The 18,025-nt window shown below is 64.0% G+C and carries 16 protein-coding genes; 13 read left to right on the plus strand and 3 right to left on the minus strand.

What is annotated here, in order from left to right; all coding sequences use genetic code 11:
• Positions 1 to 77 precede the first annotated feature (77 nt).
• The 3 genes from BXE_RS02015 to BXE_RS02025 all read left to right on the plus strand — a co-directional run bounded on the left by BXE_RS02015 (position 78) and on the right by BXE_RS02025 (position 2,911).
• Positions 78 to 965 (plus strand): MurR/RpiR family transcriptional regulator, encoded by an 888-nt coding sequence (locus BXE_RS02015; RefSeq protein ID WP_011486767.1) that lies wholly within the window; start codon positions 78 to 80, stop codon positions 963 to 965.
• 3 nt (positions 966 to 968) lie between these two features.
• Positions 969 to 2,450 carry an N-acyl-D-amino-acid deacylase family protein gene (locus tag BXE_RS02020; protein ID WP_011486768.1) on the plus strand — a complete coding sequence of 494 codons (1,482 nt, stop codon included), beginning with the start codon at positions 969 to 971 and terminating at the stop codon, positions 2,448 to 2,450.
• A gap of 74 nt (positions 2,451 to 2,524) precedes the next feature.
• The gene (locus BXE_RS02025) at positions 2,525 to 2,911 is read left to right on the plus strand and encodes a RidA family protein (RefSeq protein WP_007179354.1); all 387 of its coding nucleotides are present in this window, start codon (positions 2,525 to 2,527) and stop codon (positions 2,909 to 2,911) included.
• Positions 2,912 to 2,981: 70 nt separating this feature from the next.
• Here BXE_RS02025 and queF read toward each other — a convergent pair whose 3' ends face one another.
• Genes queF through ilvA form a run of 3 tightly spaced genes read right to left on the minus strand, consistent with a single transcriptional unit; the run spans position 2,982 to position 6,348 of the window.
• On the minus strand, positions 2,982 to 3,806 hold the full coding sequence (queF, locus tag BXE_RS02030) for an NADPH-dependent 7-cyano-7-deazaguanine reductase QueF (RefSeq protein WP_011486769.1): 825 nt from the start codon (positions 3,804 to 3,806) through the stop codon (positions 2,982 to 2,984).
• Positions 3,803 to 4,705: a 5'-nucleotidase gene (locus BXE_RS02035; protein WP_011486770.1), complete on the minus strand. Its 903-nt coding sequence runs from the start codon at positions 4,703 to 4,705 to the stop codon at positions 3,803 to 3,805. The genes queF and BXE_RS02035 overlap by 4 nt, the downstream gene beginning before the upstream one ends.
• A gap of 35 nt (positions 4,706 to 4,740) precedes the next feature.
• Positions 4,741 to 6,348: a threonine ammonia-lyase, biosynthetic gene (gene ilvA, locus BXE_RS02040; protein ID WP_011486771.1), complete on the minus strand. Its 1,608-nt coding sequence runs from the start codon at positions 6,346 to 6,348 to the stop codon at positions 4,741 to 4,743.
• 418 nt (positions 6,349 to 6,766) lie between these two features.
• Between ilvA and BXE_RS02045 the strand changes: the two genes are divergently transcribed.
• From BXE_RS02045 to BXE_RS02090, 10 genes are all read left to right on the plus strand, one after another.
• Positions 6,767 to 10,861 carry a DUF3683 domain-containing protein gene (locus BXE_RS02045; protein WP_038456987.1) on the plus strand — a complete coding sequence of 1,365 codons (4,095 nt, stop codon included), beginning with the start codon at positions 6,767 to 6,769 and terminating at the stop codon, positions 10,859 to 10,861.
• A gap of 34 nt (positions 10,862 to 10,895) precedes the next feature.
• Positions 10,896 to 11,324 (plus strand): HIT family protein, encoded by a 429-nt coding sequence (locus tag BXE_RS02050; protein WP_011486773.1) that lies wholly within the window; start codon positions 10,896 to 10,898, stop codon positions 11,322 to 11,324.
• Between the two features lie 79 nt (positions 11,325 to 11,403).
• Entirely contained in the window at positions 11,404 to 11,817 is a 414-nt protein-coding gene (locus BXE_RS02055) for a gamma-butyrobetaine hydroxylase-like domain-containing protein (RefSeq protein WP_011486774.1), read from the plus strand.
• 66 nt (positions 11,818 to 11,883) lie between these two features.
• Positions 11,884 to 12,615 (plus strand): bifunctional demethylmenaquinone methyltransferase/2-methoxy-6-polyprenyl-1,4-benzoquinol methylase UbiE, encoded by a 732-nt coding sequence (gene ubiE, locus BXE_RS02060; protein WP_011486775.1) that lies wholly within the window; start codon positions 11,884 to 11,886, stop codon positions 12,613 to 12,615.
• A gap of 38 nt (positions 12,616 to 12,653) precedes the next feature.
• Positions 12,654 to 13,646 carry a Tim44 domain-containing protein gene (locus BXE_RS02065; RefSeq protein ID WP_011486776.1) on the plus strand — a complete coding sequence of 331 codons (993 nt, stop codon included), beginning with the start codon at positions 12,654 to 12,656 and terminating at the stop codon, positions 13,644 to 13,646.
• A 153-nt stretch (positions 13,647 to 13,799) separates the two neighbouring features.
• The gene (locus BXE_RS02070) at positions 13,800 to 14,444 is read left to right on the plus strand and encodes a ubiquinone biosynthesis accessory factor UbiJ (protein ID WP_011486777.1); all 645 of its coding nucleotides are present in this window, start codon (positions 13,800 to 13,802) and stop codon (positions 14,442 to 14,444) included.
• A 15-nt stretch (positions 14,445 to 14,459) separates the two neighbouring features.
• Complete coding sequence (gene ubiB, locus BXE_RS02075; RefSeq protein WP_011486778.1) at positions 14,460 to 16,037, plus strand: ubiquinone biosynthesis regulatory protein kinase UbiB; 1,578 nt, start codon at positions 14,460 to 14,462, stop codon at positions 16,035 to 16,037.
• 23 nt (positions 16,038 to 16,060) lie between these two features.
• On the plus strand, positions 16,061 to 16,684 hold the full coding sequence (locus BXE_RS02080) for a thiopurine S-methyltransferase (RefSeq protein ID WP_011486779.1): 624 nt from the start codon (positions 16,061 to 16,063) through the stop codon (positions 16,682 to 16,684).
• A gap of 182 nt (positions 16,685 to 16,866) precedes the next feature.
• Positions 16,867 to 17,268: an FmdB family zinc ribbon protein gene (locus tag BXE_RS02085; RefSeq protein ID WP_011486780.1), complete on the plus strand. Its 402-nt coding sequence runs from the start codon at positions 16,867 to 16,869 to the stop codon at positions 17,266 to 17,268.
• A gap of 75 nt (positions 17,269 to 17,343) precedes the next feature.
• Complete coding sequence (locus BXE_RS02090) at positions 17,344 to 17,997, plus strand: DUF502 domain-containing protein (RefSeq protein ID WP_038456984.1); 654 nt, start codon at positions 17,344 to 17,346, stop codon at positions 17,995 to 17,997.
• The last annotated feature ends 28 nt before the right edge of the window (positions 17,998 to 18,025 follow it).

The raw sequence follows: 18,025 nt of genomic DNA on the forward strand, positions 1-18,025 counted from the left end.
TGTTATTTAGTACCACGGTTTGCCGGAGGCGCGTTGTCAGCCTTCGTTGAGCCTTCGCGCCACATCCACAGTCCGCAATGAACTCAACCGCCGAACCGCTGGCTTTCGACATCGTCGCGCGCATTGCCGAATGCGCGCCCGAGCTGCGCTCGGCCGAACGCAAGGTCGCCGCGCTGATTCTCGACGATCTGACCGGCGCCTCGCGCGCCAGCATCGGCGCGCTCGCGCAGCAGGCCGAGGTGAGCGTCGCGACCGTGACGCGCTTTGCCAAGGCGGTGGGTTGCCGCGACGTGCGCGAACTCAAGCTGCGGCTGGCGCAGGCCGCGGCGGTCGGTCAGCGCTTCCTGCAGCCAGGCCCGAGCGGCGCGCCTGAGCCGATCGCGACCCGGGTGTTCGACGAATTGCAGACCACGCTGGCGCACAACCATCAGTTGCTGCGCCAGGCGCCGCTCGGCGAAGCGGCTGCCGCCTTGCGCGCTGCACGCATGATCTACGTGTTCGGCATGGGTGGCGGTTCCACCGCGCTCGCCGACGAGATGCGCTTCAGGCTCGTGCGTCTCGGCCGGCCCGTGGCGACCTATCAGGACGGCTTGCTGCAACGCATGGTGGCGAGCACCGTGTCGCGTGACTGTGTGGTGATCGCGCTGTCCACCACGGGGCGTGTGCCCGAGATGGTCGAAAACTGCAAGATCGCGCGCAGCTACGGCGCGACCGTGGTCGCGCTGACCGCGCCGGCTTCGCCGCTTGCGAGGCTGGCCGATTGGGTGATCCCGATCGTCGCGTTTGAAACTGATTTCATTTACAAGCCGTCGTCGTCGCGCTACGCAATGATGATGGCGCTCGATGTGCTCGTCACCGAACTCGCCGTCAGTCAGGGCGACGAGAGCCGCGAACTGCTGCGCCGCATGAAGCATGCGCTCGACACGCACCGCGGCGGCGGCGATCGACAACCGTTAGGAGACTGATCCATGCATTCGCATCCCGAAGCCGCCGATACGCTGATCTTCGGCGCGCAACTGTACGACGGCACGGGCGCGCCGCCGGTCGAGCGCGATGTCGCGGTGCGTGACGGCCGCATCGTCGCGATCGGCAATCTGTCGAACTGGCTGGCCGAAGAGGTGATCGAGGCCGAAGGCCGCGCGCTGGCGCCGGGCTTCATCGACGTTCATACGCACGACGACACGCACGTGATCCGCTCGCCGCAAATGCTGCCGAAGATCACGCAAGGCGTGACGACGGTGATTGTCGGCAATTGCGGCATCAGCGCGTCGCCGGTTGCGCTCAGGGGCGAGCCGCCCGATCCGATGAACCTGCTCGGCGAGCGCGACGCGTTCCAGTATCCGACCTTCGCCGCGTATGTCGCAGCGGTCAATGCGGCGCGGCCAGCGGTGAACGTCGGCGCGCTGATCGGACATACGGCGTTGCGCAGCAACCAGATGGACCGGCTCGATCGCGCGGCGACCGGGCAGGAAATCGAAGCCATGCGCGCTCAACTCGAAGAAGCATTGGCCAACGGCGCGCTGGGTTTGAGCTCGGGGCTTGCCTACGGCTCGGCGTTCGCCGCGCCGGCCGAAGAAGTGATGGCGCTGGCTGAACCGCTCGCCGCCGCCGGCGCGCTGTACACCACGCATATGCGCACCGAGTTCGACGCGATTCTCGACGCAATGGAAGAAGCGTATCGCGTGGGCCGTCATGCGCACGTGCCGGTGGTGATTTCGCATCTGAAGTGCGCTGGGCCGTCGAACTGGGGCCGCAGCGAAGAAGTGCTGAAGTCGCTGGAAGGCGCGCGCCGCCTGCAGCCGGTCGGTTGCGATTGCTATCCATACAACCGCAGTTCGTCGACGCTCGATCTGAAGCAGGTGACGGGCGATATCGACATCACGATTACGTGGTCGGAGCCGCATCCGGAGATGGCGGGCAAGCTCGTGAAGGAGATTGCCGCGGAGTGGGGCGTCACGCAGCAGGAAGCGGGCAAGCGCCTGCAACCGGCGGGCGCGGTGTATCACAACATGTCCGAAGACGACGTGCGGCGCATTCTCTCGCATCCCGCGACGATGGTCGGCTCGGACGGTTTGCCGAACGATCCGCTGCCGCATCCGCGCTTGTGGGGCGCATTTCCGCGCGTGCTTGGCCACTATGCGCGCGACGCGGGCTTGCTGCCGCTCGAAGAAGCGGTGCGCAAGATGACCAGCCTGTCGGCGCGGCGCTTTGGTCTGGCGCAGCGTGGCGAGGTGCATATCGGCTATCACGCCGATCTGGTGCTGTTCGACCCGGCCAGAGTGCGCGATGCGGCGACGTTCGAAAAACCGCAGCAGGCCGCCGACGGTATCGACGCGGTGTGGGTGAACGGCGTGTTGTCGTACCGCGACGGCGAAGTGATGGGCGAGCGCGCCGGTCACTTCGTGGCGCGTGGCGCGGCGTCGAAGGGCGACGCGCACGGCGCGTTCTGAATTTTTGATCGATTGATTGCGGCGCGCGGGGCGATTCTGCCGAACGCGCGTCGGACTATTCAAGGAGTGTAGTGATGAAACGATATGGTGTTGAAGGCGGGAAGGGAACGGGCGGTCAGCATATGCCGTTTGCACGTGCGGTCGAAGCCGACGGCTGGCTGTTCGTGTCGGGCCAGACGCCGATGGAAAACGGCGAAGTGATCAACGGCGGCATCGTCGAGCAGTCGCACAAGGCGATTCAGAACGTGTTCGCGATTCTGAAGGAGGCCGGCTATGGCGCGGAGCATGTGGTCCGCTGCGGCGTGTGGCTGGATGATCCGCGTGACTTCGCGTCGTTCAACAAGGTGTTCCGCGAGTACTTCGGCGAGAACCCGCCGGCGCGCGCCTGCGTGGTTTCTTCGATGGTGATCGATTGCCGCGTCGAAGTGGACTGCGTGGCTTATAAGAAGCCCACGGCCTAAGCCTGCACATTCAGCCGGTTCGTTCGCCGCAAATTCGCATCGACTCGGCGCGGCGAACAACCTGCTTTTCTTACTGCCGCGCGAGCCGCATATTGTCCGGCATCGGCAAGTTGTAATTCGTGCGGAACGGATTGATGTCCAGCCCGCCGCGCCGCGTATAACGCGCGTACACCGCAAGCTTCACCGGCTTGCAGGCCTTCAGCACGTCGACGAAAATCCGCTCGACACATTGCTCGTGAAAGCCGGTGTGATTCCGGTACGAGATGATGTAGCGCAGCAAGCCTGCGTGATCGATCTGCGGGCCCACGTAATGAATCTGCACGCTGCCCCAATCCGGCTGCCCCGTTACCGGGCAATTCGACTTCAGCAAGTTGGAAAACACCGTTTCTTCGACCGGCGCTTCATGCAGTGCCGCCTTCAGCAAAGACGCGTCCGGCTGATAAACGTCGGTGTCCAGATCCAGCCGGTCCAGCGACAAGCCTTCGAATTCTTCCATCTGCAATTTGCCGAACTTGTACGGCGCCGTTAGATGAACGGAAACCGTCGCGCCGCACGACGCGGACACATCGCGCCTGATCGTGTCGCGTACGGCGTCCATCGACTCGAAAGCGGTCTGCGCGAACGAGCCGAGATAAAGCTTGAACGACTTGGATTCGACGATATTCGGCGAATCCGCCGGCACGAAGAAAGTCGCCACCGCGATTTGCGGCTTGCCGCGCGCATTCAGCCAGGACAGTTCGTAGGCATTCCAGATGTCCGTGCCGAAGAACGGCAACTGCGCGCCGATGCCGATCGCCTCGCGCGCATTTTTTCGCGCGATCGGAAACAGCAGCGACGCGTCGTATTGTTCGGTGTAAGTGGAGGCCTTACCCAGCGGGGATTGTTCGGGTGTCATGATGCGTTCACGATGCCACTCATCACATGCCCCGTCGCCGTCACGACGCGGGCCGATTCGCAGTGGCCAATTTGGTCGTCGAAGAAAAAGTCCGGCTCGAACTCGCGCAGAAATGCGCTCTTGTCGAGGCCGCCGAGGAACATCGCTTCGTCGATTTCGATGTTCCACGCCATCAGGGTGCGGATCGCGCGCTCATGCGCGGGCGCCGAGCGCGCCGTCACCAATGCCGTACGAATATGCATGGGCGCGGCTTCGTCCGCGAGTTTTTGCAACCGGTGCAGCGCTTCGAGCAACGGCTTCAGTGGGCCGTCCGCGAGCGGCAGATCCTTGTTGTGAATCTCGTGGCCGACAAAGGCGCGCAAACCGTCTTTCTGGAACACGCGCTCGGCCTCGTCGGAAAACAGCACGGCGTCGCCGTCGAAGGCAATGCGGATTTCGTCCGGATACTTGCTCGCCATTTTCGCCGATTCCGGCAGCACGCGCGCGGCGGGAAAGCCGGCGGCGAGCGCGTCGCGCACGTCCTGCTGATTCGCCGATAAAAACAGCGACGCGTTCAGCGGCTTCAGGTAGCCGAACGGCGCGCGCCCACGCGTGAACACGCCGCGTTCGATGGCGAGCCCATGTTCGCGGCACGAATGGAACGCACGCAGTCCGCTGATCGGATCGCTGCGCGAGAGAATCACCACTTCGACGCGATGGCCGCCCGCGTTCAATGCCAGCAGCTTGCGGATCAGCGGGAATGCCACGCCCGGTTTGGCGGGCACGGCGAGGCGGTCGCGCTGCAATGCTTCATAGGCTTGCAGGTTGCCTTCCTCGTACACGCGGTTCTCTTCCTCGAAGTCGAACAGCGCGCGCGACGAGATTGCCACCACCAGTTTGTCGACAAGCGAAAGAGCCATCTGCGCGTTTCAGTCCCAGGTGCGGTTAAGGTTAATCAAGCGAGAAACAGGCGATACACCGGGTTGCGCGTCTCTTCCCAGTTCGGATAGCCGAGCGTGGCGAGAAACTGGTCGAACGCCGCATCCTCGCTCTCCGGCACCTGGATGCCGACCAGAATCGAGCTATAGTCCGCGCCCTGGTTGCGATAGTGGAACAGGCTGATATTCCAGTTCGGCGCCATCGACGAAAGGAATTTCATCAGCGCGCCCGGACGTTCGGGAAACTCGAAGCGGAACAGCCGTTCGTCGTGCGCCAGAGGCGAGCGGCCGCCTACCATGTAACGGATGTGCTGCTTGGACAGTTCGTCGAAAGTCAGATCGACGGTGGCGAAGCCGTGCGCTTCGAACGCCCCCGCGATCTGCGCGGATTCGCTGCGATTCCTGATCTGCACGCCCACGAAGATATGGGCGGAATTCGCGTCCGCAATCCGGTAGTTGAACTCGGTGACGCTGCGCGTGCCCACCAGTTCGCAGAAACGCCGGAAACTGCCGCGCTCTTCGGGGATCGTCACGGCGAACACGGCTTCACGCGCTTCGCCGACTTCGGCGCGCTCGGCCACGAAGCGCATGCGGTCGAAGTTCATGTTCGCGCCCGATGTGATCGCGATCAGCGTCTGGTTCTCGATGCCTTCGCGCTCCGCATACTGTTTCGCCCCGGCCACCGCGAGCGAGCCGGCGGGTTCCAGCACGCTGCGGGTGTCCTGGAACACGTCCTTGATGGCGGCGCATAGCGCGTCGGTGTCCACGAGCAGCACGTCGTCGAGATATTCGCGGCAGAGGCGGAAGGTTTCTTCGCCGACCAGTTTCACCGCCGTGCCGTCCGAGAACAGGCCGACTTCGTTCAGCGTGACCCGCTCGCCGGCTTTCAGCGATGCGGCCATCGCGCACGAATCATCGGTCTGCACGCCGATCACCTTGATCTCGGGCCGCACCGATTTCACATACGCGGCCACGCCTGCCGCGAGTCCGCCGCCGCCGATCGGCACGAAGATCGCGTGAATAGGCCCCTGGTGCTGGCTCAGGATCTCCATTGCCACCGTGCCCTGTCCGGCGATCACGTACGGATCGTCGAACGGATGCACGAAGGTCAGGTCGCGCTCTTCCTGCAGTTTCACCGCATGGCCATACGCGTCGCTATACGATTCGCCGAACTGCACCACTTCGACGGTCGGGCCGCCGTGTGCTCGCACTGCATCGACCTTCACCTGCGGCGTGGTGACCGGCACCACGATGATCGCCTTCACGCCCATGCGCGCGGCCGACAGCGCGACGCCCTGCGCATGATTGCCCGCCGACGCGGTGATCACCCCGCGTTCCAGCGCCTCGGCCGGAATATGCGCCATCTTGTTGTACGCGCCGCGCACCTTGAACGAGAACACCGGCTGGTTGTCCTCGCGCTTCAGGTAGACCGGATTGCGCAGACGTGCAGACAGATTCGGCGCGCGTTCGAGTTCGGTCTCGCGGGCGACGTCGTAGACGCGCGCGGTCAGGGTTTTCTTCAGGTAGTCGTGGGAGGCCATGCGGGTGGCGCGGAGCGCTGTGTGAGACCGGAAAGGGTCAATGATAGCGCCAACGGTGTGCGCCAAGGCCTTCGGCTTATGCATCCAAGCCGTGCCGCAAAGCCTCGCCCGACCGTTCGGTCGGTCAATCGGGCGTAGGGGTTTGTCACGCGATTCGCCATGAAAGTGGCCAAAGTCCGGTCGCAGTTCCGATTTCAGGCGTCAACGCGTGCCGGGATCATGCGGTAGAATTCCGTTTTGGAATAAGGATCGGAAGATGCACTGGCAGCCTCGGATCGCCCACCTGATGCCCGCCCCGCGTGAGTCTTGCCCCGCGGCGGAGCGTCACGCCCGCCACGCACGATCGTGTAGCTGTATCTGAGCGCCGCGAAGCGACCGGTGTGGGTTGGCCGTCGGTCGTGCTTCGCTCCCCTAGAAGATTTCCAGCATTGCGCCCCACGCGCACCGTCAGCCGGCGCCTCGTCGATGAGCGCGTCGGGTTGACCCACCGAGTCGTCCAAACATGAACGCACCTCAAGTTTTCGATCCGCACGGGGCCGCCGCTGCGGTGGCCGCCGATCCCGAAGCGCGTCTGCGCGAAATTCCTTATAACTACACGTCGTTCTCCGACCGTGAAATCGTCATCCGCCTGCTAGGCGACGCCGCCTGGGCCGCGCTTGCCGAACTGCGCGCGGAACGCCGCACCGGCCGCTCGGCACGGATGCTGTACGAAGTGCTCGGCGACATCTGGGTGGTGCGCCGCAATCCGTATCTGCAGGACGACCTGCTCGACAACCCGAAGCGCCGGGCAATGCTGATCGAAGCCTTGCACCACCGCTTGAGCGAGATCGAGAAGCGCCGCCGCGCCGATCTGACCGAACACGGCGACGAAGCGGGCGTGGACCGCGCCGCGCGCGTCGAAACGCTGGTTCAGGCCGCGCGCCGCGCTGTCGACGAATTCGCGAGCGAATTCCAGAAGACCTACGATCTGCGCAAGCGTGCGACCAAGGTGCTCGGCAAGGTCACGGAAAAGGACAACATCAAGTTCGACGGCCTGTCCCGCGTCTCGCATGTGACCGACGCGACCGACTGGCGGGTCGAATACCCGTTCGTCGTGCTCACGCCGGATACGGAGGCCGAGATCGCCGGCATGATCAAGGCGTGTTTCGAACTCGGTCTGACCGTGATTCCACGCGGCGGCGGCACGGGCTACACGGGCGGCGCGGTGCCGCTCACGCCGTTCTCGGCCGTCATCAATACTGAAAAGCTCGAACAACTGGGCGCGGTCGAAATGACCGAGCTGCCGGGCGTGGACCGCAAAGTCGCGACGATTTTCTCCGGCGCGGGCGTGGTGACGCGCCGCGTGACCGAGGCGGCCGAGCAGGCCGGCTTCGTGTTCGCGGTCGATCCGACCTCGCTGGATGCATCCTGCGTGGGCGGCAACGTCGCGATGAACGCGGGCGGCAAGAAGGCGGTGCTGTGGGGCACGGCGCTGGACAACCTCGCCTGGTGGCGCATGGTCGACCCGGAAGGGAACTGGCTCGAAGTCACGCGCCTCGACCACAACATGGGCAAGATTCACGATATCGAAGTGGCGCGTTTCGAGCTCAAGTGGTTCGACGGCAACTACGCGCCGGGCGAAAAGCTGCTGCGCACGGAAGCGCTCAATATCAAGGGCCGGGTGTTCCGCAAGGAAGGCCTGGGCAAGGACGTCACGGACAAATTCCTCGCCGGTTTGCCGGGCGTGCAGAAAGAAGGCTGCGACGGGCTGATCACGTCCGCGCGCTGGGTGCTGCACAAGATGCCGGCACATACGCGCACGGTCTGCCTCGAATTTTTCGGCCAGGCGCGCGACGCGATTCCGAGCATCGTCGAAATCAAGGATTACCTGTTCGAGACGTCGAAGCAGGGCGGCGCGATTCTCGCGGGCCTCGAACATCTGGACGAGCGCTATCTGCGCGCGGTGGGCTATGCGACCAAGAGCAAGCGCAACGCGTTTCCGAAGATGGTGCTGATCGGCGACATCGTCGGCAATGACGCGGACGCGGTGGCGCAAGCCACCTCGGAAGTCGTGCGCATGGCCAACGGCAAGAGCGGCGAAGGCTTCGTCGCGGTCAACGCCGAAGCGCGCAAGCGCTTCTGGCTCGACCGCAGCCGCACGGCCGCCATCGCCAAGCACACCAACGCGTTCAAGATCAACGAAGACGTGGTGATTCCGCTCGACCGCATGGGCGAGTACACGGACGGCATCGAACGCATCAACATCGAGCTGTCGATCAAGAACAAGCTGCAACTGGTCGACGCGCTCGAAGCGTTTTTCCAGGCCGGCAAGCTGCCGCTCGGCAAGAGCGACGACGCCAACGAAATCCCGAGCGCCGAGTTGCTCGAAGACCGCGTGCAGCAGGCGCTGGATCTGCTCAAGCGCGTGCGCACGCGCTGGGAATTCCTGCGCGACAGGCTCGATCTGTCGCTGCGTGAAGCGCAGCACTATCTGGTCGGTCTCGGCTACGAAGCGCTGGCGGAGAAGTTCGCCGATCGCGCGGACGCGCAGCCCGACGCCACCGTGTTCCATATCACGCAGGACCGCACGATCCGCGTGTCGTGGAAGCAGGAGATCCGCGCCGAACTGCGCCAGATCTTCAACGGTGGCGAGTTCAAGCCGATCCTCGAAGAAGCCCAGGCGATCCATAAACGGGTGCTGCGCGGCCGTGTGTTCGTCGCGCTGCACATGCACGCGGGCGACGGCAACGTTCACACGAACCTGCCGGTCAACTCCGACAACTACGAGATGCTGCAGGACGCCCATACGGCGGTCGCGCGCATCATGAAGCTGGCGCGTTCGCTCGACGGCGTGATTTCCGGCGAGCACGGGATCGGCATCACCAAGCTCGAATTCCTGACGGAAGAGGAGATCGGCGAATTCCGCGCCTATAAGCAGCGCGTCGATCCGCATGGCCGCTTCAATGCGGGCAAGCTGCTCGAAGGTGCCGACCTGCGCAACGCCTACACGCCGTCTTTCGGCCTGATGGGCTACGAATCGCTGATCATGCAGCAGTCCGACATCGGCGCGATTTCCGAATCGATCAAGGACTGTTTGCGTTGCGGCAAGTGCAAGCCGGTGTGCGCGACCCACGTGCCGCGCGCGAACCTGCTGTACAGCCCGCGCAACAAGATTCTCGCCACCTCGCTGCTGGTGGAGGCGTTCCTGTACGAGGAACAGACCCGCCGCGGCGTGTCGATCAAGCACTGGGACGAGTTCAACGACGTCGCGGATCACTGCACCGTCTGTCACAAATGCGTGACGCCGTGCCCGGTGAAGATCGACTTCGGCGACGTCACCATGAACATGCGCAACCTGCTGCGCAAGATGGGCAAGAAGAAGTTCAATCCGGGCAACGCGGCCGGCATGTTCTTCCTCAACGCCACTAATCCGCAGACCATCAACCTCGCGCGCACCGCGATGATGGGCATCGGCTACAAGGCGCAACGCCTCGGCAACGAAGTGCTGAAGAAGTTCGCGAAGAAGCAGACCGCGCACCCGCCGGCAACCGTCGGCAAGCCGCCGGTCACGCAGCAGGTGATCCACTTCATGAACAAGAAGATGCCGGGCAACCTGCCGAAGAAAACCGCGCGCGCGTTGCTCGATATCGAAGACAACAAGATCGTCCCGATCATCCGCAATCCGAAGACGACCACCGCGGACACGGAAGCGGTGTTCTATTTCCCGGGCTGCGGCTCCGAGCGGCTGTTCTCGCAAGTTGGTCTCGCCACCCAGGCCATGTTGTGGGAAGCCGGCGTGCAAACCGTGCTGCCGCCGGGCTACCTGTGCTGCGGCTATCCGCAACGCGGGTCGGGCCAGTTCGACAAGGCCGAGCAGATCGTCACGGATAACCGCGTGCTGTTCCACCGCGTCGCCAATACGCTGAACTACCTCGACATCAAGACGGTGGTGGTGTCGTGCGGCACGTGCTATGACCAGCTCGCCGGCTACGAATTCGAGAAGATTTTTCCGGGCTGCCGGATCATCGACATCCACGAGTTTCTGCTGGAAAAAGGCATGAAGCTCGAGGGCGTGAACGGCGTGCGCTACATGTACCACGACCCGTGCCACACGCCGATCAAGACGATGGACCCGGTCAAGCTGGTCAATCAGCTGATGGGCTCGGAGAAGGACGGCTACCAGATCGAGAAGAACGATCGCTGCTGCGGCGAATCGGGCACGCTCGCGGTCACGCGTCCGGATATTTCCACCCAGGTGCGCTTCCGTAAGGAAGAGGAGATCCGCAAGGGCGCGGCCAAGCTGCGCGGCATTCCTTTGGTGGCCGAAGCCGGTGCGAACGGGATCAATCCGGCCAATGCATCGGCCGGCTCGGCGGGTGCGCCGGACGGCTCCGTGCTCAAGGCCGGCGACGGCCCCCAGCCGAAAGGCGCGACGGACGTGAAGATCCTCACGAGCTGCCCGTCCTGCCTGCAAGGCCTGTCGCGTTACAACGAGGATGCGGGCATCGAGGCGGATTACATCGTCGTCGAGATGGCACGTCACGTGCTCGGTGAAGACTGGATGGTCGACTACGTGCAACGGGCGAACAATGGCGGAATCGAGCGCGTGCTGGTTTAATGGCACGACCGACGATTTCTGCCTGAGGACGACGATGGACTGCGTTTTTTGCCGTGAAGATGGCGGCGATGTGCTGTGGCACGACGACACGCTGCGTGTCGTCCTAGCCGACGAACACGATTACCCGGGCTTTTGCCGGGTGATCTGGAACGGCCATGTCGCCGAATTTTCCGACCTCGACGGAAACGACCGCGATCGCGTGATGAAGGCCGTGTATGCGGTCGAGCGCGCGATCCGGCGCATCCTTCAGCCGGCAAAGGTGAACCTGGCGAGCCTCGGCAACCAGGTGCCGCATGTGCACTGGCATGTGATCCCGCGTTTTTCGAACGACGCTCATTTTCCGCTGCCCATCTGGGCGCCGCGCCAGCGCACGGTGTCCGAAGCCATGCTGTCGTCGCGCCGCGCGCAAGCCACCCTGCTGCGCGAAGCGGTGCGGCAGGAAATCGAACAGGCGCTGGGTTGAGCGCCCGCCAACCTGGCGCGTCGCGCTACGCGTCCGGGCGCGCGGGAAGACTTGAGACGGCGTTTTCTATGAGGTCAATATGAGTGGTCTGACTCCCGATACTCCGGTGCCGACCGGCGTGGTCGTGCATTCCAAATCGCGTGTGCTCGAATTGCAGTACGCAAACGGCGATTCGTATCGCCTGCCGTTCGAGCTGCTGCGCGTGTATTCGCCGTCGGCGGAAGTAATGGGCCACGGGCCCGGCCAGGAAACCCTGCAGACCGGCAAGCGCGAAGTGACGATCACCATGATCGAGGGCGTCGGCAACTATGCGCTGCAGCCCACTTTCTCCGACGGACACGCCACCGGCATCTATTCCTGGGACCTTCTGTACGACATGGCGGTGCGCCAGGATGAACTCTGGGCCGCGTATCTCGCCAAACTTCAGGCGGCCGGCGTCGACCGCGATACGCCTATGGTCCAGGCCGGCGCTGCGCACGGGCACTGTCACTGATACGATTCGCCCCATCGCCGCACTGATGCGGCGCAACATTTCAGAATACGCGAAAGGACGAGCGCGATGAGCAAAACCCACTTCGGCTTTCAATCGGTCGACGAACAGGACAAGGCGCAGAAGGTGGCGGGCGTGTTCCACTCGGTTGCCGCCAACTACGACTTGATGAACGACCTGATGTCGGGCGGGTTGCACCGGGCGTGGAAGATGTTCACGATCGCCCAGGCCAACGTGCGGCCGGGCTACAAGGTGCTCGACATCGCGGGCGGCACGGGCGACCTGTCGAAGGCGTTTGCGAAGCAGGCCGGCGAAACCGGCGAAGTCTGGCATACCGACATCAACGAATCGATGCTGCGGGTGGGCCGCGACCGTCTGCTGGACAAGGGTGTGATCACCCCGGCGCTGCTCTGCGACGCCGAGAAAATTCCCTTTCCGGACAATTACTTCGACGTGGTGACCGTGGCATTCGGCTTGCGCAACATGACGCACAAGGACATCGCGCTGGCGGAAATGCGGCGCGTGCTGAAGCCGGCCGGGCGTCTGCTGGTGCTGGAATTTTCGAAGGTGTGGGATCCGCTCAAGAAGGTCTACGACGTCTATTCTTTCAAGGTGCTGCCGTGGTTGGGCGAGCACTTTGCGAAAGATGCCGGGAGCTATCAATACCTCGCGGAATCGATCCGGATGCATCCGGACCAGGAAACTTTAAAAACAATGATGGAACAAGCGGGCCTGGACGGCGTCAAATATTACAATTTGTCAGCTGGCGTGGTAGCTTTACATGTGGGGACCAAATACTAGGGTCCCTAACCCGTCGATTTTTAAAGGAAAGTACGAAAATGTCCGATTCAGGTGTGTTATCTCCCCGTAAGGTTAAGCGGTCGTTGGTGAGAAGAATCGGACTGATCGCGATGGTCGGTCTGATCATGGCCGGCTCCCTCGCTTCGCTCGATGCGGAAGCTCGCCGCATGGGCGGTGGCCGTAGTATTGGCCGTCAGTCGAATAGCGTGACGCAGCAGTCCGCGCCGTCGCAACCTTCCCAAGGCAATCAGGCCATGCAGCAGCGTGCGCAGCCTGCCCCGGCGCCCGCGCCGGCTCCGGCCGCGCAACCTAACCGCTCGCGCTGGCTGGGGCCGATCGCCGGTCTGGCGGCCGGTCTCGGCATCGCCGCGCTGTTGTCGCACTTCGGTCTGGGCGGCGCGTTCGCGGGCGCGATGGCCAATATCATCGTGATTGCGATCATCGCCATGATCGGTATCTGGCTGATCCGCCGCTTCATGGGGCGCAAACGCGACACGTCTCAACCGGCGTACGCGGGCGGCTCGCCGTCGCTCAACTCGAGCGGCATGGGCTACTCGCAGGAACCGCGTTATACCGCGCCGCCCACCGGCTCCTACCTCGAACCGCAAGGCAACCCGCTGAGCACGCCGGCCATCAACACCGCGCCCGCCGTGCCGGCCGGCTTCGATTCGGAAGCGTTCCTGCGCAACGCCAAGGTCTACTTCGTGCGCCTGCAAGCCGCATGGGACGTCGGCAACACGGAAGACATCCGCGAATTCACCACGCCGGAAATGTTCGCCGAGGTGAAGGTCGATCTGTCTTCGCGTGGTGCCGAGACGAATCAGACAGACGTGGTGCAACTGAACGCCGAGTTGCTGGGCGTGGAAGAGCGCGCGAACGAATACTTCGCCAGCGTCCGCTTCTCGGGCCTGATCCGCGAAGCGCCGGGCGCGGCGGCGGAACCCTTCGTCGAAGTCTGGAACCTGTCCAAGGCGAACCGCGCCGGCGAAGGCTGGCTGCTGGCCGGCATCCAGCAGGTGGCGCAGCACTGAGACGACAGCGCGCCGGGGTCGCGTGAGGGCTGCATGACCTGACCTGGCTCATGAGGTTGGCCGTTCGGCATAGCGAGCCGCGAAGCCAACGGACGTTACAATAGGAACCCGCGCGGGCACCTTGCTCGCGCGGGTTTTTTCTTGCCACTTTCAATGACCCTCGCCGCCAAGCCATTCGCTGCTGCTGTCAATCATCTGCTCGCCCGCGAAACGTGGGCTCGTGAGCGCCTCGCCCCGTACGCGGGCAAGACCGCGAAGCTGTCCTGTCTGCCAGTCGTGCTGATGCTGCTGGTGCAACCGGACGGCTATCTGAGCGCGGTCGCCGCCGCCGAGGCGCAACACTTCGACGTGACCATCGCGGTGCCGTCCGACGCGCTGCCCGCCTTCGTGCAAGGCGGCCAGGCGGCGGTGATGAAGCACGTGAAGATCGAAGGCGACGCCGAATTCGCCACCGTGATCGCGAAGCTCGCCGAGCATCTGCGCTGGGAGCCGGAAGAAGACCTGGCGAGGCTCATCGGCGACGGCCCGGCGTGGCGCGTGGCGTCGGTCATGCGCACGGTGGGCGAACAGGTGCAGCGCGCCGGGCGCAACCTGCTCGACACCGCCGCCGAGTATCTGCTCGACGAGAATCCGCAACTGGTGCGCCGGGCGGCGCTCGAGGACTTCAACGTCGAACTGGCCCGCGCGCGCGACGCACTCGCACGCGTGGAAAAACGCATCGAGCGTCTTGAACAGAAGGTCGAAGCCCGCGGCGCCCAAGCGCCGGGCGGCGCCGCCATGTCGCGCGGCACGCGCTAGTCACCGGGCACAACTATGCGTTTTCTGCGTTTCCTCAAGATTTTTTTCACGGTCATCCGCTTCGGTCTCGATGAGATGATGCTCAGCCGCGTCAACGACCGGCGCGTGCGTCTGCTGTTGCGCATCACCACCATCGGCCGCAAGTTCGACGCGCCGCCGGGCGTACGTTTGCGGCTCGCGCTGGAAAGCCTCGGGCCGATCTTCGTCAAGTTCGGGCAGGTGTTGTCCACCCGGCGCGATCTGTTGCCGGTGGATATCGCCAACGAACTGGCGAAACTCCAGGATCAGGTGCCGCCGTTCGATTCGGCGGTGGCGATCGGGCTGGTCGAGAAGTCGCTCGGCGCGCCGGTCGACGTGCTGTTCGACGATTTCGAGCGGGTGCCGGTGGCGAGCGCCTCGATCGCGCAGGTGCACTTCGCCACGGTGAAGGCGGGGCAACACGCGGGCAAGGCCGTCGCCGTGAAGGTGCTGCGGCCGAACATGCTGCCGGTGATCGATTCCGACCTTGCCCTGCTGCGCGACATCGCCGTGTGGGCGGAGCGGCTGTGGGCCGACGGCAAGCGTCTGAAGCCGCGCGAGGTGGTCGCCGAATTCGACAAATACCTGCACGACGAACTCGACCTGATGCGTGAGGCAGCCAACGGCAGCCAGTTGCGGCGCAACTTTGCCGGACTCGATCTGCTGCTGGTGCCGGAGATGTACTGGGAGTTCTGCACACCCACGGTGCTGGTGATGGAGCGCATGGTCGGCGTGCCGATCAGCCAGGTGGAGACGCTGCGCGCGGCGGGCGTGGATATTCCGAAGCTGGCGCGCGAAGGCGTCGAGATTTTCTTTACCCAGGTGTTCCGCGACGGCTTTTTCCATGCCGACATGCATCCGGGCAACATTCAGGTGAGCCTCGATCCGGCGCATTTCGGCCGCTATATCGCACTCGACTTCGGCATCATCGGCGCGCTGTCGGACTTCGACAAGAACTACCTCGCGCAGAACTTCCTTGCGTTCTTCAAGCGCGACTACCATCGGGTCGCAACGCTGCATCTGGAGTCGGGCTGGGTGCCGCCGACTACCCGCGTCGAAGAACTCGAAAGCGCGATCCGCGCGGTCTGCGAACCGTACTTCGACCGCGCGCTGAAAGATATTTCGCTGGGCCAGGTCCTGATGCGCCTGTTCTCGACCTCGCGCCGCTTCAACGTCGAGATCCAGCCGCAACTGGTGCTGCTGCAAAAGACCATGCTGAATGTAGAAGGTCTCGGCCGCTCGCTCGATCCCGAACTGGATCTGTGGAAGACCGCCAAGCCGTACCTCGAACGCTGGATGAACGAACAGATCGGCCTGCGCGGCTGGTACGAGCGCCTGAAGATCGAGGCGCCACAATGGAGCAAGACGCTGCCGCAACTGCCGCGCCTGATCCATCACGCGCTGGCCGAGCGCCACGACCACACGCGCGGCGCGAACGACGAAATGATTCGCCAGATTCTGCTCGAGCAGAAACGCACCAACCGGTTGTTGCAAGGCCTGCTGCTGTTCGGTGTGGCGGTGGGTGTCGGCGCGGCGCTGGCGCGGGTGTTTCTGGCGCTCGCTTACGGCGGCTGAATGCAATCCCCAGGAGGCACTTGATGAGCGATCCGACCCAACCCGCCGTGCCCGACTTCGAAACGCGCGATCCCAACTCACCCGCTTTCTGGGACGAGCGTTTCGAGCGCCGTTTCACGCCTTGGGATCAGGCTGGCGTGCCGGCCGCGTTTCAGTCGTTCGCCGCCCGCCACAGCGGCGCGGCCGTACTGATTCCGGGCTGCGGCAGTGCCTACGAAGCGGTGTGGCTGGCCGGACAGGGCAACCCGGTCCGGGCCATCGACTTTTCACCGGCCGCCGTCGCGGCGGCGCATGAGCAACTGGGTGCGCAGCACGCGCAACTGGTGGAACAGGCGGACTTCTTCACCTATGAACCGCCGTTCACGCCCGCGTGGATTTACGAGCGCGCATTCCTCTGCGCGCTGCCGCTCGCCCGCCGCGCGGACTATGCGCACCGGATGGCGGATCTGTTGCCCGGCGGCGCGTTGCTCGCGGGCTTCTTTTTCCTTGGCGCGACGCCGAAAGGGCCGCCGTTCGGCATCGAGCGCGCGGAGCTCGATGCGCTGCTCACGCCGTACTTCGACTTGATCGAAGACGAAGCCGTGCACGATTCGATTGCCGTTTTCGCGGGACGTGAGCGCTGGCTAACCTGGCGCCGCCGCGCCTGAACGCGCGGCTGTGGCGCGTCACGGCCGCGCGGACCGGACTTGATTCGACAGCGGCCGCCCCCACTTGAATGGACGGCGGCTGCGTCGGGCGCTCGTCCCCAAAATCCGGGGAACGGGTATCGTTTGCGGCTATAATTCAAGGCTTTGCAAGCGTTTACAAGATTTCAGTAGGGAAAAGGATCATGCCGATCTACGCTTATCGTTGCGAATCGTGCGGCTTCGGGAAGGATGTGCTCCAGAAGATGAGCGATCCCCAGTTGACGCAGTGTCCCGAGTGCGGGAAAGACACTTTTCGCAAGCAGGTCACTGCTGCGGGCTTCCAGTTGAAGGGCTCCGGCTGGTATGTGACCGATTTTCGCGGCGGCAACGGCGGTACGAGCGCGCCTGCCAAGCCCGACGCCAATGGTGCCTCGAATGGCGCCTCCGGCGAGAATGCGGGCGCCAATAACGGCGCCGCAGCACAATCCACGGCTGCGGAAGGCGGTTCGGCCGCAGCCGGTTCATCGAACGCGGCCGCAACGCCGTCCGCGCCTGCTGCCGCACCGGCCGCTTCGGCGAGTTCGAGCGGTTCCGGCAGCGCCTAGTGGGACTGCCGCCCTGTGGGGCGGCGCACACGCCGCGCGTTGGGCTTCGGCCCGCGCGGCTTTCTGGCGGTACACATGACGACGAAAAAAACGACGCTCAAATCGGTGTTCCTGACTGGCCTGCTGGTGCTGGTGCCTTTGGCCATCACGCTGTGGGTGCTCGGCCTGATCATCGGCACGATGGACCAGACGCTGTTGCTGCTGCCGGCGGCCTGGCAGCCGGAGCGGCTGTTCGGTTTTCGCCTGCCCGGCCTCGGCGCGGTGCTCACGCTGGCGTTTATCTTTGTCGTTGGGCTGTTGACGCAGAACTTCATCGGCCAGAAGCTCGTGAAGTGGTGGGAACTGCTGGTCGGTCACATTCCGGTGGTCGGCCCGATCTACACCAGCGTCAAGCAGGTGTCCGACACCCTGCTGTCGAGCAGCGGCAACGCGTTTCGCAAGGCGCTGCTGATCGAGTACCCGCGCCGCGGCTCTTATACGATCGCGTTTCTGACCGGTATTCCGGGCGGCGACGTGCTCAACCATCTGAAAGAAGATCACGTCAGCGTGTATGTGCCGACTACGCCGAATCCCACGTCCGGCTTCTTCCTGATGGTGCCCAGGAGTGAAGTGGTCGAGCTCGACATGACGGTCGACGCTGCGCTCAAGTACATCGTCTCGATGGGCGTCGTGGCGCCGTCCGCGCCGCCGGCGCCGGTGCGCCGCACGACAGTCGAGCCTCCGCTGTAATGCCGGCGCGCTGCTGTGTTTCACTGCG

Source organism: Paraburkholderia xenovorans LB400, assembly GCF_000013645.1.
In the GTDB taxonomy this organism is placed as follows: Bacteria; Pseudomonadota; Gammaproteobacteria; order Burkholderiales; family Burkholderiaceae; genus Paraburkholderia; species Paraburkholderia xenovorans.